The sequence below is a fragment of the Stenotrophomonas sp. GW821-FHT09E08 genome (assembly GCF_059416125.1).
The window spans coordinates 23,300-38,963 of sequence record NZ_JBWKOO010000011.1 but is presented as its reverse complement, the minus strand read 5'-3'; the positions used below and the strand labels follow the sequence as shown (position 1 = coordinate 38,963).

16 protein-coding genes are annotated in these 15,664 nt (G+C 67.6%); 6 read left to right on the top strand and 10 right to left on the bottom strand.

Annotated elements, in window-relative coordinates:
* Positions 1-8 precede the first annotated feature (8 nt).
* Positions 9-800, bottom strand: a complete 792-nt coding sequence (locus AC07M7_RS14345; protein WP_495207705.1) for a class I SAM-dependent methyltransferase — start codon at positions 798-800, stop codon at positions 9-11.
* Positions 797-1,726, bottom strand: a complete 930-nt coding sequence (locus tag AC07M7_RS14340; protein WP_046983066.1) for a LysR family transcriptional regulator — start codon at positions 1,724-1,726, stop codon at positions 797-799. Before AC07M7_RS14340 ends, AC07M7_RS14345 begins: the two co-directional genes overlap by 4 nt.
* Before the next feature lie 108 nt (positions 1,727-1,834).
* On the opposite strand from AC07M7_RS14340, the gene AC07M7_RS14335 reads away from it, so the two are divergent.
* Positions 1,835-2,473, top strand: a complete 639-nt coding sequence (locus tag AC07M7_RS14335; protein WP_495207704.1) for an NAD(P)-dependent oxidoreductase — start codon at positions 1,835-1,837, stop codon at positions 2,471-2,473.
* An 85-nt stretch (positions 2,474-2,558) separates the two neighbouring features.
* Positions 2,559-3,470, top strand: a complete 912-nt coding sequence (locus AC07M7_RS14330) for an MBL fold metallo-hydrolase (protein WP_295377018.1) — start codon at positions 2,559-2,561, stop codon at positions 3,468-3,470.
* A 311-nt stretch (positions 3,471-3,781) separates the two neighbouring features.
* Here AC07M7_RS14330 and dinB read toward each other — a convergent pair whose 3' ends face one another.
* The gene (gene dinB / locus AC07M7_RS14325; RefSeq protein WP_253077871.1) at positions 3,782-4,876 is read right to left on the bottom strand and encodes a DNA polymerase IV; all 1,095 of its coding nucleotides are present in this window, start codon (positions 4,874-4,876) and stop codon (positions 3,782-3,784) included.
* Between the two features lie 190 nt (positions 4,877-5,066).
* Here dinB and fabA point away from each other — a divergent pair, with 190 nt between their 5' ends.
* Both fabA and fabB read left to right on the top strand, forming a co-directional pair.
* Entirely contained in the window at positions 5,067-5,582 is a 516-nt protein-coding gene (fabA, locus tag AC07M7_RS14320; protein ID WP_495207703.1) for a 3-hydroxyacyl-[acyl-carrier-protein] dehydratase FabA, read from the top strand.
* A complete protein-coding gene (gene fabB / locus AC07M7_RS14315) occupies positions 5,582-6,790 on the top strand; it encodes a beta-ketoacyl-ACP synthase I (RefSeq protein WP_136639253.1) in 1,209 nt (402 codons plus the stop codon). The genes fabA and fabB overlap by 1 nt, the downstream gene beginning before the upstream one ends.
* A 119-nt stretch (positions 6,791-6,909) precedes the next feature.
* Here fabB and AC07M7_RS14310 read toward each other — a convergent pair whose 3' ends face one another.
* From AC07M7_RS14310 to AC07M7_RS14300, 3 genes are read right to left on the bottom strand one after another with little or no spacing between them, the layout of a single operon-like run.
* Positions 6,910-7,593 carry an HAD family hydrolase gene (locus AC07M7_RS14310; protein WP_046983071.1) on the bottom strand — a complete coding sequence of 228 codons (684 nt, stop codon included), beginning with the start codon at positions 7,591-7,593 and terminating at the stop codon, positions 6,910-6,912.
* The gene (locus AC07M7_RS14305) at positions 7,590-8,291 is read right to left on the bottom strand and encodes a pseudouridine synthase (RefSeq protein WP_046983072.1); all 702 of its coding nucleotides are present in this window, start codon (positions 8,289-8,291) and stop codon (positions 7,590-7,592) included. Before AC07M7_RS14305 ends, AC07M7_RS14310 begins: the two co-directional genes overlap by 4 nt.
* Entirely contained in the window at positions 8,288-9,358 is a 1,071-nt protein-coding gene (locus AC07M7_RS14300; RefSeq protein ID WP_136639252.1) for a class I SAM-dependent methyltransferase, read from the bottom strand. The genes AC07M7_RS14305 and AC07M7_RS14300 overlap by 4 nt, the downstream gene beginning before the upstream one ends.
* A gap of 156 nt (positions 9,359-9,514) precedes the next feature.
* Between AC07M7_RS14300 and AC07M7_RS14295 the strand changes: the two genes are divergently transcribed.
* Positions 9,515-9,778, top strand: a complete 264-nt coding sequence (locus AC07M7_RS14295) for a hypothetical protein (RefSeq protein ID WP_005407925.1) — start codon at positions 9,515-9,517, stop codon at positions 9,776-9,778.
* A gap of 92 nt (positions 9,779-9,870) precedes the next feature.
* Here the strand turns inward: AC07M7_RS14295 and AC07M7_RS14290 are convergent, their stop codons facing one another.
* Positions 9,871-10,164 (bottom strand): DUF3247 family protein, encoded by a 294-nt coding sequence (locus AC07M7_RS14290; RefSeq protein ID WP_253077872.1) that lies wholly within the window; start codon positions 10,162-10,164, stop codon positions 9,871-9,873.
* A gap of 43 nt (positions 10,165-10,207) precedes the next feature.
* Positions 10,208-12,196 carry a hybrid sensor histidine kinase/response regulator gene (locus AC07M7_RS14285; RefSeq protein ID WP_004140574.1) on the bottom strand — a complete coding sequence of 663 codons (1,989 nt, stop codon included), beginning with the start codon at positions 12,194-12,196 and terminating at the stop codon, positions 10,208-10,210.
* Positions 12,197-12,441: 245 nt separating this feature from the next.
* Between AC07M7_RS14285 and AC07M7_RS14280 the strand changes: the two genes are divergently transcribed.
* Positions 12,442-13,005, top strand: a complete 564-nt coding sequence (locus tag AC07M7_RS14280) for a DUF3016 domain-containing protein (protein ID WP_046983095.1) — start codon at positions 12,442-12,444, stop codon at positions 13,003-13,005.
* 173 nt (positions 13,006-13,178) lie between these two features.
* Here the strand turns inward: AC07M7_RS14280 and alr are convergent, their stop codons facing one another.
* Both alr and AC07M7_RS14270 read right to left on the bottom strand, forming a co-directional pair.
* Positions 13,179-14,246: an alanine racemase gene (gene alr, locus AC07M7_RS14275; RefSeq protein ID WP_426354466.1), complete on the bottom strand. Its 1,068-nt coding sequence runs from the start codon at positions 14,244-14,246 to the stop codon at positions 13,179-13,181.
* Entirely contained in the window at positions 14,225-15,529 is a 1,305-nt protein-coding gene (locus tag AC07M7_RS14270; protein ID WP_046983075.1) for a D-amino acid dehydrogenase, read from the bottom strand. The genes alr and AC07M7_RS14270 overlap by 22 nt, the downstream gene beginning before the upstream one ends.
* Positions 15,530-15,664: the final 135 nt, after the last annotated feature.

Sequence of the window (15,664 nt, the reverse complement as noted above, 5' to 3'; positions counted from 1 at the left end):
GTTCCGCCTCAGCCGATCCGGCGTGCGCGGGTCGCCAGGAAGGTGGGCAGATAGCGGTCGATCAGGAAGCGCGGCTGCGGCTGCCAGTCTTCCATGAAGCGATCGATGACGAAGCCGGCATCGAGCTGGCCGCCGATCAGTTCGGTCAGGCTGTGGCCGAAGGTCAGCGCGTCACCGCGGGCCAGCTTCGCCTCGCGCTCAGCCGGCGCCAGGTCTTCGAGGTCCGAATAGGGAATGGCGTACTGTGGCCGGATCAGGCCTTGTGCATCCAGCTGCGGATCGCGCGCGCCGACGAACAGCACCGGGTTGTAGAAGCTGGCCATCAGCATGCCATCGCGCGCCAGCACGCGCCGGCATTCGGTCCACACCGGGCGCACATCGGGCACGTACAGGTTCGAGATCGGGTGGAACACCACATCGAAACTGTCGTTGGCGAATACGTGCAGATCGCGCATGTCACCCTGCACGGTGCGCAGCTGCAGGCCATCGCGCGCGGCGACCGCGCGGTCCTGTTCCAGCTGCCCATCGGACAGGTCGAACACGGTGACCTCGGCACCGGCCGCGGCCAGCACTGGCGCCTGCTGGCCACCGGCCGACGCCAGGCACAGGATGCGACGGCCGCGCACATCGCCCAACCAGTCCAACGGCAGCGCGCGCGGGGTCAGATGTACCTGCCAGCGGCCCTCGCGCGCGGCAGCAATCGTTGAGCTTTCCACCGGGCGCGACCATTCGCGCACTTCGCTGGCCTGGCGGTCCCAGGCAGCACGGTTGTGATCGATCAAGCCCTGTCCATGGTTCATGTGTTCTCCTTGCCCGGTGGGCGCCAATCCAGATCCTGGAAGGCCGGGCTGGCGAAGCACTCGGCCAGGAAGTCCAGGAATCGCCGCATGATAGCGGGCTGCTGGCGCCTTGACGCGTACACGGCATGAATGCCGAGTTCGTCCAGGCTGAATTCGGGCAGCAGTTCGATCAGCTCGCCACTGCGCAGCAGCGGCGCCACCTGGTAGGTCGGCAGCATGGCGATGCCGGCACCGGCCCGCACCGCCTCCAGCAGCAGCGAAGCCTCATTGGCGCTGATGTTGCCGCCCACCGCCACCGACAGCGAACGCCCATCGCGGTGCAGCTGCCACAGGCTCTTGCCGACGTAATGGTGGGTCAGGCAGTTGTGTGCGGCCAGGTGCTCGGGCGCGGTCGGTGTGCCACGCGCCTGCAGGTAGGACGGCGTCGCGCACAGCACCGAACGGCAGGTGGCCAGCCGCCGCGCGATCAGGCTCGGGTCGATCTGGCGGGCGATGCGCACCGCCAGATCCACGCGCTCTTCCACCAGGTTCACGGTGCGGTCGACCAGCAGCAGCTCGATGCGTGCCGCTGGATGGCGCGCGACGAAGCCGGCCACGGCCCGTGCCAGGTGACTCTGCCCGAATGAGACGCTGGCGGTCACCCGCAGCGTGCCGTGCGGCTCGGGATCATCACTGGCCAGCTCGCCCTGCAGTTCTTCGCCGATCGCCAGCATCTGCCGGAAGCGCAACAGCGCCGACTCGCCGGGTCCGGTCAGGCTGACCCGGCGCGTGGTCCGGTGCAGCAGGCGCGCACCCAGCCAGCCCTCGACCTCGGCCAGGTAGCGGCTGACCATCGCCCGCGACATGTCCAGCACTTCAGCAGCGGCCGTCAGGCTGCCGCGCTCGGCCACCTCGACGAACACGGTCATGGCGGTCATTCGGTCCATATGCTCGATCCATGCAACAAACAAGCGCGTTATACGCTGTTTTTCGAGCGACTGCAGCGGCCTAGAGTGGCCCCATTCCCACCCCACACCGCTCCACGGAGTCCTGCCATGAAGATCGCCCTCGTTGGTTCCACCGGCAACATCGGCCGCCAGATTGCCCGCCACGCGCTGGCCCGCGGCCACCAACTCACCGTCATCGTGCGCAGCGCACAGGACCTTCCGGCTGAACTGGCCGGCGCCCACCCGGTGATCGCTTCGCTGGATGACCAGGACGCGCTGGTCGCCGCCATCGCCGGCCACGACGTGCTGGCCAGTGCCTACGGCCCGCGCCCGGGCGATGACATCGGCCGCGTCGGCGAGGTCGCCGCGCAGCTGGCTGCCGCCGCACGCAAGGCCGGCGTGCCGCGCCTGGTGGTGGTCGGTGGTGCCGGCAGCCTGGAAGTCGCACCCGGCGTGCAGCTGGTCGATACCCCCACCTTCCCGGAGGCCTACAAGCCTTACGCACTGGCCCACCGCGAGGCGTTCAACCGCCTGCAGGCGGTGGACGACCTGGACTGGACCTTCTTCTCGCCGGCCGCCGAAATCGGCCCGGGTGAAGAGCGCGGTCAGTACCGCGTGCAGGCCAAGGCCTTCCTCGCTGATGCCAGCGGCCACAGCCGCATCAGCTACGCCGACTACGGCGCCGCGTTCGTTGCTGAGCTGGAAGCGCACCAGTACCCGAAGCAGATCATCACCGCGGCGTACTGATGCCAGGCCGCCGGGCATGGCCCGGCGCTACCCACCTGTAGAGCCGCGCCCACGCTCGGCTCGCCATCCGCCACAAGGAATTCCCATGCGTACCGCTGCCCTGCTGCTTCCCCTCGCCCTTGCCGCCACCTTCGCCAGCGCTCCGTTGCTGGCCGCACCGGCCACCGCGGCGCCGGCCATGGCGACGAAATCCCAGCTGCACCTGCAGACCTTCCATCCCGGCCCGCAGGCGATGTTCTCGGTGTCCTCGGTGCTGATCGAAGGCCGCCACGACGCGATCCTGGTCAATGCGCAGTTTGGTGCCAGCGACGCGCGCAAGCTGGTCGAGCTGATCCGCGCCAGCGGCAAGCAGCTGACCACGATCTACATCAGCCACGGCGATCCGGATTACTACTTCGGCCTGGCCACCCTGCAGGACGCGTTCCCGCAGGCACGCATCGTCGCCACTGCGCAGACCGTCGCCCACATCCAGCAGACCCAGGCCGGCAAGCTGGCCTACTGGGGACCGAAGATGGGCACCGACGTGCCCGTGCGCATCGTGGTGCCACAGGTGCTGGACGGCGATGCCCTGCAGCTGGAAGGCCAGCGCCTGCCGCTGATCGGCCTGGATGGCCCGACCCCGGATCGCACGGTGCTGTGGGTGCCGTCGCTGCGCGCGATCGTCGGTGGCATTCCGGTGGTGGCGGGCGAGCACGTGTGGATGGCCGACACGCAGACGCCGAAGTCGCACACCGACTGGCTGCAGACCCTGCAGCGGCTGCAGGCACTGAAGCCGAAGGTGGTGGTGCCGGGGCATTACGCGCCGGGTGCAGCACTGGATGCCAGTGCGCTGCGCTTCACCGCAGACTACATTCGTGCGTTCGATGTTGAGGCGGCGAAGGCGAAGGACAGTGCGGCGCTGGTGAAGGCGATGCAGTCGCGCTATCCGAAGCTGGCAGGCGTGGAGTCGCTGGAGTTGAGTGCGAAGGTGGCCAAGGGCGAGATGCAGTGGCCATGAAGTAGGAGTTTCTTTTGCAGGGCTGCGCCCTGCACCCGCTCAATGCAACAGCAACAGCCGAAGCAACAGCAGCAGCTGGCTATCCGTGGGATGGCGAGGTGGGTCCGGTTGCGGGGGACGCCGTGAATCCGTCCATGGAGGCTCGGTCGCGCCATCCATGGCGCTCACGCCCCCGCAACCGGACCCACCCCGCCTTCGACAGTTTCCCGCTATCTGTCGGAACCTGCTGCTGGTGGTGGGTGCCGACCGTTGGTCCGCACGGGGTCGGATCCCGCTGCTGCGCAACGGGCTCTGACCCCACTGTTTGATGATTAGGTATCTGTGGGATTGTTCATGTCGTGCTCGAACAACTCCCCCTGCACCACCGGCTCCTTTTCGCGGAACCCACCAAGCCCGACGCCGACCAGCCGATAGCGGGTCTCGGCCGGCAGGTCGACGCGGGCGCGCAGGGCCAGGGCGATGTCGCGCAGTTCTTCCATCGATTCCGGCGGGCGGTCCGGGGTGAAGCTGCGGGTGAGGATGCGGAACTGTGCGGTCTTCAGTTTCAGTACCACAGTGTGGCCGACACGTTCGGTCTTGCGCGTGGCGTTCCAGGTTTTCTCTGCCAGCTGCACGATCGCCTCACCCAGGTCTTCCAGCGGCAGGTCCTCGGCGAAGGTGTCCTCGGAAGAGATCGACTGCACCTGCTGGTCCGGCTCCACCGGCCGTTCATCGACACCGCGTGCGCGGTTGTACAGGCTGCGGCCGAAGCTGCCGAACGCCTCTTCCAGATCGATCAGTGCCCACTGCCGCAGGTCGCCGCAGGTGACGATGCCGCGCGCGGCCAGTTTGCCTTCCATCACCTTGCCGACGCCGGGCACGCGGTTCACCGGCAGCGGCAGCAGGAAGGCATCCACCCGCTGCGGCGGAATCACGAACTGGCCATCGGGCTTGCGCCAGTCAGAGGCGATCTTGGCCAGGAATTTGTTCGGCGCGATGCCGGCTGAAGCAGTCAGCTGGGTTTCCTCGCGGATCTGCGCGCGGATGGTGCGCGCGATGTCGGTGGCCAATTCCATGCCGCTCCTGGGTTCGGTCACGTCCAGGTAGGCCTCATCCAGCGACAGCGGTTCGACCAGGTCGGTGTGGCGCAGGAAGATCCCGCGTACCTGCTGTGACACCGCCTTGTAACGTGCGAAGTCCGGCGGTACGAAGATCGCATCCGGACACAGGCGCTCGGCACGCACGGCCGGCATCGCCGAGCGCACGCCGAACACGCGCGCCTCGTAGGACGCCGCGCACACCACCGAACGCGCGCCACGCCATGCCACAACCACCGGCTTGCCGCGCAGTGACGGATCGTCGCGCTGCTCCACCGACGCGTAGAAGGCGTCCATGTCGACGTGGATGATCTTGCGCAGTCGGGTCATGTCAGGCGTAAAGGGCGGAGGCAGGCTGAACCGACCACACGCACAGGTATGGTCGTTGCACATCAACAGGATGCGCGTATTCCCTTGAAAACACTACGGTTGCGTACGGTTGAAATGTTTGATCGGCGCAGTTTCCACGGGCATTCTCGGGCGCTTGTTTCCCTGTTCTTCGCTTCCAGGATTGTGCTTCATGACCCGTCTCCACGCGTTCAACCGCGAACAGCTGCTGGCCAGCGCACGCGGTGAACTGTTCGGCGCCGCTGCCGGCCGTTTACCCAACGATCCGATGCTGATGTTCGACCGCATCACCGAAATCCGCGAGGACGGCGGACCGCATGGCAAGGGCATGGTACGCGCCGAACTGGATATCCGCGCCGACCTCTGGTTCTTCGGTTGCCACTTCATCGGCGACCCGGTAATGCCTGGTTGCCTGGGCCTGGATGCCATGTGGCAGCTGACCGGCTTCTTCCTGACCTGGCTGGGCGCCCCCGGCAAGGGCCGCGCACTGGGCTGCGGCGAGGTGAAGTTCACCGGCCAGGTGCTGCCGGACGCGAAGCTCGTGCGTTACGAGATCGACATCAGCCGGGTCATCAACCGCAAGCTGGTGATGGCCCAGTCGGACGCCCGCATGTACGTGGATGACCGCGAAATCTACAGCGCGCGCGATCTGCGCGTCGGCCTGTTCACTGAAACCGGGAGCTTCTGATGCGTCGCGTCGTCATCACTGGCATGGGCATCACGTCCTGCCTCGGCAATGATCTGGATACCGTTTCGAATGCGCTGCGCGAAGGGCGCTCCGGCATCACGGCATTGTCCGACCACGCCGACGCGGGCCTGCGCAGCCAGGTCGGCGGCCGCGTCGACCTCGACCTGGACGCGCTGATCGACCGCAAGCAGAAGCGCTTCATGAGCGATGCGGCGGCCTTCGCCTACCTGTCCATGCGCGATGCCATCGCCGATGCCGGGCTCAGCCCCGAGCAGGTCAGCAACCTGCGTACCGGCCTGATCGCCGGTTCCGGCGGCGGCTCCAGCGAATGGCAGATCGGCGCAGTCGACCTGCTGCGCGAACGCGGTGTGCGCAAGGTCGGCCCGTACATGGTGCCGCGCACGATGTGCTCGACGGTCTCGGCCTGCCTGGCCACCGCCTACCAGATCAAGGGCGTCAGCTACTCGCTGTCGGCTGCCTGCGCGACCTCGGCGCACTGCATCGGCGCCGCCGCGGACATGATCCGCCACGGCGCGCAGGACATCATGTTCGCCGGTGGCGGCGAAGACCTGCACTGGTCGATGAGCGTGATGTTCGATGCGATGGGCGCGCTGTCGACCAGCTTCAACGAAACCCCGGCCAGCGCCTCGCGTCCGTACGACAAGGACCGCGACGGCTTCGTCATCGCCGGCGGCGGCGGCATGCTGGTGCTGGAGGACTACGATCACGCCGTCGCGCGTGGCGCGCACATCCATGCCGAGCTGATCGGCTATGGTGTGACCTCCGACGGCGCGGACATGGTGGCGCCGTCCGGTGAAGGCGCGGTGCGCTGCATGAAGATGGCGCTGCAGGGCGTGGATCGTCCGCTGGACTACCTCAACACCCACGGCACCTCCACGCCGCTGGGCGACGTCACCGAGCTCAACGCGATCCGCGAAGTGTTCGGCGATGCGGTGCCGCCGCTGTCCTCGACCAAGGCGCTGTCCGGCCATTCGCTGGGTGCGGCCAGCGTGCACGAGGCGATCTACTGCCTGCTGATGATGCGCGACGGCTTCGTCGCCGGTTCGGCCAACATCGGCGAGCTGGACCCGAAGGTGGAAAGCTTCCCGATCCTCCGCGAGAGCCGCGAGCAGAAGCTGGATACGGTGATGTCCAACAGCTTCGGCTTCGGTGGCACCAACGCGGCGCTGGTGTTCGGCCGGGTGTGATGGAAAGGCGTGCCGACCAACGGTCGGCACCCACCAAAGCGGTTGCCATGGATGTAGAGCCGAGCCCATGCTCGGCTCAGTGCCAACCAAGGTTGGCACCTACCGTCAGGGGCGGGCTGTTACCTCGGCAGCAACGGCAGCAGCAGCGCGTGCGCGTCCAGCAGCGAGCCGACGATGCGGTGGCCGAATGCGCGCAGCTCCTCATCCGGATGCACCAGGTCCGGCACCTGGATCACGGTCATGCCGGCAGCCAGCGCGGCGCGCGTGCCGGCCGGTGAATCCTCCAGCGCCAGGCAGCGCTCTGGCAGCTGCCCCAGCCGCTGCGCAGCCAGCAGGTAGATGTCCGGTGCCGGCTTCGGCCGCGCCACGTCGCCGCTGGTGATCACCGCATCGAAATACGGCAGCAGGCCGGCGGCGGACAGCTTGCGGTTGGCCCGCGGCTGCCGCGTGGTGGTCGCGACCGCACGCGGTATCGCGTGCGCCTCCAGCAGTTCCAGCAATTCGAGAATGCCTGGCCGCAGCGGCAGGCCGGTCTGCGTGCGTTCCTCGTAGAGGTCGTGGCAGCGTGCGGCCACGGCTTCGATCACGCTGTCCTCGACCCCCTGCGCACGCAGCAACGCGTGCGTATCGCGGTCGCCGAGACCGACCATGCGCAGGAACACCGTTTCATCCAGGCCCAGGCCGAATTCATCGGCGGCCTGGCTCCAGCAGGCCAGCGAGACCCGCTCGCTGTCGATCATCAGGCCGTCCATGTCGAAGATGACGGCGTCGGGCAGGAACGGCAGCGCAGCGATGGTGGTCATGGAGCGAACAGCGTATCCAGGTCGGTGGGAGTGAGCTGCCGCCATTGCCCTTCGTCCAGTCCCTGCAGGTCCAGCCCGCCGACTCGGCTGCGGTGCAGTGCCTGCACATGGTTGCCGGTGGCGGCGAACATGCGGCGTACCTGATGGTAGCGGCCCTCATGCAGCACCAGGCGTGCGCGGCGCGCATCCAGCACTTCAAGTTCAGCCGGCAGCAAGGGCGTCTTCTCGGACTCCAGCATCAGCGTGCCACTGGCGAACAGCGCCCCTTCATCGCCGCGCAGGTCCTCGCTCAGTTCCACTTCGTAGACCTTGGGCAGCTTCGACTTCGGCGAGATGATCCGGTGCAGCAGGCCGCCATCGTCGGTCAGCAGCAACAGGCCACTGGTGTCGCGGTCCAGCCGGCCGACGGTAGACAGCACCGGGTCGCGGTCGCGGTAGCGTGGCGGCAGCAGGTCGTAGATCAGGCGACCTTTGTCCTTGGTGGAACAGGTGTAGCCGGCCGGCTTGTGCAGCGCGATCGACAGGCCCACCGGCGGGTCCAGCGGCTCGCCATCGACGCGCACCGCTTCATGCGGCACCTGGTCGTCGGCGTACAGCACCTCGCCATCGGCGTCGGTGACGCGGCCTTCGCGGAACATCCACTGCACCTGCTTGCGGCTGCCATAGCCCAGGTTGGCGATGAGCTTGACCAGCTTCACTTGCCCTTCCCCCTGCCCTTCACCGCCTCGACCAGCTTGAAGCCATCGCGCTCGGCAACCACGCGCACCGCACCGAAACTCTCATTGAGCGTGTACTCGTACGGCAGGTGGCGGTTGGCCACCACGTACAGGCGTCCGCCCGGGCGCAGCGCCTGCGCGGCCACGGCGATGAAGCGCTGGCCGATGTCCGGACGGTCGGCACGCGAGGGCGTGTGGAACGGCGGGTTGCTGATGATGACGTCGTAGTCCGGCTCGATACCGGCGGTGACGTCGCGCCACAGGAAACGCAGCGGCAGCGGGCGCGGCGGCGGCGACAGGTTCAGCTCGGCCAGCGCCAGCGCACGCTGCTCGGCCTCGTACAGGTCCAGCGCGGTGATCTTCGGGCAGCGCTCCAGCAGCTCGCGCGACAGGTAGCCGTAACCGGCACCGAGGTCGGCGGCGCGACCGGCCAGGTCGGCCGGCAGGTGCTCGGCCAGCAGCGCCGAGGCCGGGTCGATCCGGTCCCAGGCGAACACGCCCGGCCGGCTGAGGAAGCGGCCACCGACAATCGGGCGGACCGCGTCCAGGGCGGACCAGCGCTTGGCCAGGTCGGCATCGTGCTGGCCCTGCATCGGCGCGGTCCAGTACGCCCGGCAGTGGTTCTTGGTCAGGCTGCCGCCGAGGCCGGTCAGCTGCTTGAGGTCGCCCTCGCCGGAACGCGCGCCTTCGTTGTTGGACTGGCAGGCGACGATGCGGCCGCCTTCCGCGACCAGCGCCAGGGCGCGGGCGAACAGCGCACGGGCTTCCTCGCGCTGGCGCGGCGGCAGCACCAGCACCAGCGGATAGCGGCCCTTGCCGGCCACATCATCCAGCTGGCCGCTGACGGTCCAGCCGGCCGCCTGCTGCAGTGGCTGCGCGAACGGGGCGAAGCTCTGCTCGCAGTGCACTTCACGGCCACCGGCCACTTCGCGCAGCGGCCAGCCATCGCGGGCACGCAGGAAGGCCACCGGGCCCTCCGGCCAGCGCAGGGCGCCTTGGGAGAACGGCAGGAGCAGGGTCTGCAGGGGAGCGTCGTCGCTGGAGGCCATCGGCGCGGTTACTTCAAAGCGTGAGGGCCGTCCATTGTACCGGCTTGGCCGGGCCAGCCCCGGCGGCCGCTTTGCGAAACCCGAACGGGGCCTTGATCCCCCGGAAACATCGCAGCGTTCAGGGTAAAGGCTCCCCCAATCCCCAGGAGAGCCTGCATGCGTGCCTTGTTCGTCGGTGGCGTGGTCGACAACAGCGAGATGGACCTGGAAGGCAGCCATCCGCCCGTGCATTACCCCGAAGACACCGGCGGCGGCCACTCACGCTACCGCCTGCACCAGGTCGGCCACGGCGCCGATGGCAGCGTGGCCTATGCAGTCTACGGCGCGCCGGATCTGGCCGACGACGAGGTGGCGAGGGTCGCAGAGGAGCGCGCATACGCACGCCGTTTCGAAGCGACCCCGACGTTGTTCGAGCATTGACATCACCGCAGCGCCCGAGCCCAAGCCCATGCTCGGGCGGTGGCGCAGCCGCACGGGCGGCAGCCGAGCGGCGGGCTCGGCTCTACACCGGCTCAAGGTGCCTTGGGTGGCAGGCGGTTGATGCTGGCGATCTCGTCCAACCACACATGGTGCTGCTGCACTGGCGTGTCGTAGTCGTCCAAACGCAGCTGGCCGTTGCTGCCTTCGTCGCCGGCATCGTTGCGGTACTGCTGCACGGTCGGCTTCACAGCGACGGTGCCGAGCAGCCGGCGACCGTCCTGCAGGATGAGTTCCACCTGCGTTTCGCCTTCCAGCTGCGGCAACAGGGTCTCCAGGCGCGCGATCTGCGCCGGATCGGTATGGATACGGGGAGCAATACGGGACATCGGCGACCTCCTGCGTGCAGGGTCGCCGATCAGCCGTGAATGCTCAGTGCAGCGCGCTGTCGGCGCGCGGCACCTGCACCTTGCGTACCGCCGACACCAGCTGCGCCACCGAATAGGGCTTGGCCACATGCTCCTGGAAGCCCGACGCCAACGCACGACGGCGATCGTCGGCGCGCGCCAGTGCTGTCACCGCCACCGCGGGCAGGGTCAGCGCGTCCACACCCATGTCCTCGCGCAGCGTACGAACGAGGCCGTAGCCGTCCATGCCGGGCATGCCGATGTCGGTCAGCATCACGTGGTACTGCAGATGGCCGGTGTCGGCCAGCAGCGCCAATGCCTCGCCTGCCGAACTGGCCGCGGACACGCTCGCGCCCTGCTCTTCCAGCATGCGCCGCAGGTACTCCAGCACTTCCGGCTGGTCTTCCACCGCCAGCACGTGCATGCCGCGCAGCGGATACGGTTCCACGATCACCGGCTCCAGGATCGGCCCGCTGATTACTTCGCGCAGCGGACGGCGCTCGGCATCCGGAAGGTGCTGCGGCAGGCGCACGGTGAAGGTAGCGCCGTGGCCGTGCCCTTCACTGGCGGCGGTGACCGTGCCGCCGTGCAGCTCGACCAGCTGCTGCACGATCGCCAGACCCAGGCCCAGGCCGCCATGGCGGCGGGTGGTGGTGCCATCGGCCTGGCGGAAGCGGCTGAACAGGTGGTTGAGGAACTCAGGCGCGATGCCGTCGCCGGTATCGCGCACGGTGATCACCCAGTGATTGCCATCGGCCTGCAGGGCCACGTCGATGCGGCCTTCGGCCGGGGTGAACTTGATCGCGTTGGAGAGCAGGTTCCAGAACACCTGCTGCAGGCGGGTGGCATCGCCCAGCACCAGGCTGGGCCGGTCAGGCAGCTGCAGGTGCACATCCAGCGCCTTGCCTTCGGCCACCAGCTCCTGCGCACCGATCGCTTCGCCCAGCACGCCGCACAGATCCAGCACTTCCACTTCCAGCTGCACCTTGCCCAGCAGCATGCTGCTGAGATCGAGCATGTCCGAGATCAGCCGCTTCTGCGCGCCAGCGCTGTTGGCGATCACGCCCAGGCCCTTGTACAGCGGGCTGGTGTTGTCCACCCGCTGCAGCAACAATTCGCTCCAGCCCAGGATGGTGGTCAGCGGCGTGCGCAGCTCATGCGACAACGTGGCCAGGAATTCGTCCTTCAGCCGCGCCATGTTCTCGGCCGCGCTGCGCGCGGCACGCTCGGACTGCAGCAGTTCCTCGCGGGCCAGTTCGATTTCGCGGCGCTCGGTCACGTCCGGGCTGCTGCCGGCAAGGCCGATGAAGCGGCCCATCCGCGAAAAGCGTGGACGTGCATTCATCTCCAGCCAGCGCCATTGGCCATCGGCACGCCGCGCACGCACCAACGCGTGCATCGAGCGCTGCGCCTTCAAGGCCTCCTGCAGCTCGTACTCGAACACCGAGGCGTCGTCCGGATGCACCAGCCCACGCCACACATCCTCGGGAACGCGCGTCTCGTCGCCACCGAAAAACTCACTGAAGGCGCTGTTGACGAAGCGTGCATGGCCGCGCTCGTCCAGCACCCAGACCGGCATCGGCAGGCCATCGGCCAGCGCACTGAAGCGCGCTTCGCTTTCACCCAGCTCAACTTCCATCTGCTTGCGCGCGGTGATGTCGAAGAACAGGATGCCGACCTTGTCCTCACCCGGGCGCCCCACGCGCACCGCGTCGACCGCGAACGAGCGGCCCAGTGCCCGCGCCTCCATCTCGAACTGCGCCGGGCGGCCGCTGCGGGCCACTTCACCGTAGATGCGGAACCAGTCTTCCTCGTGGTGCGGTTCCAGCGCGCTCATGCGCTGGCCGCGTGCGTCCTTCAGTCCGGTATGCCGCTCGAAAGCATCGTTGACCTCGATGAAACGGTAGTCCACCGCACGATCACCATCGAACAGCACCTGGATCACGCAGAAACCTGCGTTGATGCGCTCAAGCACGCCATGATGCAGGTCGGGTTCGGGCGCCGGCACCATCATCGGTGGGCGCTCCACTAGGGGCGGCAGTGTGGACAAGGGCGTTTTGGACAGGCCGGGTTGGAGGCACAGCATCTTCCAAAGAGCGTATTCACAGCGTCAAGCGCCGTCAGTCATGCTTGACGACAATGAATTGGCGGCAACCACTCTTGTACGTGACGCAATCGGCCATTGCCGTTGCCTGGAAGCAGGATCACACTCGATCCGTGATCAACATCGTCCCCATCGGTGGGACGCAGGAGACCGTCATGAAACGCTCACTCGCGATTGCCCTGCTGGCAGGCGCCCTGGTGGCGGGCGGCGCCAACGCGGCCCCGCGCACCGTGACCGATGCGCAGGCACCACGTGCGCTGCAGGCCGATGGCCCGGTCAGCGTGAAATGGGATGATCCGGCCAAATTCACCGAGATCCGCCAGAGCACCAACCGCTTCGAAGCCGAGCGCGGCGACTGGGTGCAGCAGCTCGCGCGCTACCTGCAGACCACGGCGGCCAAGCCGCTGCAGCCTGGCCAGACCCTCGACGTGACCCTGGTCGACATCAAGCGCGCCGGCGACTACGAGCCCTGGCATGGCCCCCGTGGCAGTGACATCCGGATCATGCGTGACATCTACCCGCCGCGGATCAGCCTGCAGTACACGCTGAAGGATGCCAGCGGCCGCATCATCAGCGAAGGCGATGCGCGCCTGAGCGACACCGGCTATCTGCACAACGTAGGGCTGAAGAGCGACAGTGATCCGCTGCGCTATGAGAAGCGCCTGATCGATGACTGGGTGAAGCGCCAGCTGGCCAGCCAGGCCACCGCTGCGCGGTAGGCCCATCGGCAGGTGTCGACCTTGGTCGACACGCATTCACGGCGCCGACCAAGGTCGGCCGCTACCAGAGCCTCGCCCGGCGACGCGTACCGGGCGACCGCTGCGCGGTAGGCCCATCGGTAGGTGTCGACCTTGGTCGACACGCAGTCACAGCGCCGAGCATGGGCTCGGCTCTACATGTACACCCTGGCCACGCGCTTGACGCCACACGGCAGCTGGTACGCACTCACGCCGCAGCGCGGCGCCAGCTCGGACAGCGTCGGCGCATTGCCCCACAGCTCCACCACGCTGCCAACGCCCGCCTGCGGATGCGCAGTCAGGTCCACGGTCAGCATGTCCATCGACACGCGACCGATCAGCACGCCGGGCTGACCATCGATCAGCACCGGGGTACCGTTCGGCGCGAACTGCGGATAGCCATCGGCATACCCCAACGCGACCACGCCGACGCGGGTGCGTGCCTTGGAGACGAAGCGGGCGCCATAGCCCACCGGTTCCCCCGACTCGATCCAGCGCTCGGCAATAACCTTGGACTGCATGGTCATCACCGGGCGCAGGCGCGCGGTGAGATCGGTGTTGTCCGGCAACGGATTGGCCCCGTACAGCATCAGGCCCGGGCGCACCCAGTCGCTGCGCACATCCGGCCAGCCCAGCAGCGCCGGCGAATTGCACACGCTGGTCTCGCCTTCGAGGCCGTCGATGGCACGGGCGAACGTCGCCGCCTGCTCGTGGGTGCGTTCGCTGTCCAGCTCGTCGGCACGTGCCAGATGGGTCATCAGCACGATGCGTTCGACCTGCGGCAGCGCCGACAGGCGCGCATGCGCGGCGCGGAAGCTGTCCACGTCCAGGCCGAGGCGATGCATGCCGCTGTCCAGCTTCAGCCACACTGTCAACGGACGCGGGCTGTCGAAGGCGGCCAGCGCCTCCAGCTGCCACGGCGAACCGACGGCGAACCAGAAATCATGCTCGGCCACCAGCGCCATGTCGCTGGCTTCGAAGATGCCTTCCAGCAGCAGGATCGGCGCACGGATGCCGGCCTGGCGCAGTTCCAGCGCCTCTTCGATGGTGGCCACGCCGAAACCATCGGCCTCGCCTTCCAGCGCCTGCGCACAGCGCACCGCGCCATGGCCGTAGGCATCGGCCTTGATGATCGCCAGGGCCTTGCCACCGCCCAGTTCGCGGGCGAGGCGGTAGTTGCTGCGCAGGGCGCCCAGATCAATCAGCGCGCGGGCAGGACGCATGTGCGGTTCTCATGTTGCGGGGCGTGACCGTACTGGCCATAGCGGAAAACATCCAGGCCTTCGGTGCTGATCTGCGGCTGGCGTGCGCTCATCAGGTCGGCCAGGTAGCGGCCCGAGCCGCATGCCATGGTCCAGCCCAGCGTGCCGTGCCCAGTGTTGAGGTACAGGTTGCGGAACGGTGTGGCGCCGATCACCGGCGTGCCATCCGGCGTGGCCGGGCGCAGGCCGGTCCAGAACTGCGCGCGCGACAGGTCGCCGCCCTTCGGGTACAGGTCGCTGACCACCAGTTCCAGGGTCTCGCGGCGGCGCTGCGACAGCGACAGGTCGAAGCCGGCCACTTCGGCCATGCCACCGACGCGGATACGGTCGTCGAAACGGGTGACCGCCACCTTGTAGCTCTCATCGAGGATGGTCGAGGTCGGTGCCATCGCCGGATCGGTGATCGGCAGGGTCAGCGAATACCCCTTCAGCGGGTACACCGGCAGGCGCATGCCCAGCGGTGCGACCAGCGCCGGCGAGTAACTGCCGAGCGCGACCACGAAGCGGTCAGCGGTTTCCAGGGTGCCGTTGACGTGCACGCCGGTGATGCGCTCGCCATCGGAGACCAGACCGGTGATGTCCTGGTCGAAGCGGAACTCGACGCCCGCGTCCACGCACATCTGCGCCAGGCGGCGGGTGAACAGCTGGCAGTCGCCGGTCTGGTCACGCGGCAGGCGCAGCGCGCCGACCAGGCCGTCGACATGGGCCAGGGCCGGTTCGGCCTGGATGATGCCGGCGCGGTCCAGTACCTCGTACGGCACGCCGTACTGGGCCAGGATCTCGATGTCCTGCGCCGAGGCGTCCAACTGCTGCTGGGTGCGGAACAACTGGGTGGTGCCCAGGTCGCGGCCTTCGAATTCGATACCGATCTCCGCGCGCAGCTCATTGAGGCAGTCGCGGCTGTACTCGGACATGCGCACCATGCGCGCCTTGTTGATCGCGTAGCGCTCGTGGGTGCAGTTGCGCAGCATCTGCCACAACCAGCGGTACTGGGCCAGGTCCATGCCCGGCTTGATCGCCAGCGGCGCGTGCTTCTCGAACAGCCAGCCGATGGCCTTCTTCGGCACGCCCGGGGCGGCCCACGGCGAGGTATAGCCGAACGACAGCTGGCCCGCATTGGCGAAGCTGGTTTCCAGCGCCGGGCCGGGCTGACGGTCGATGACCGTGACTTCAAACCCGGCCTGTCGCAGGTACCAGGCACTGGTGGTGCCGATCACGCCGCTGCCGAGAACTAGGACTCGCATGGGACTTCTCCAACCCGATCATTCCCTGCACTGGAGCGTGCCGGGACCATAATTGGGGAAGTATAGACAGCCAATACCAGTTGATTTGCCTGATTTGCATTCAACCGGCAGGATGTTCCCCTGCAATTCATTCCC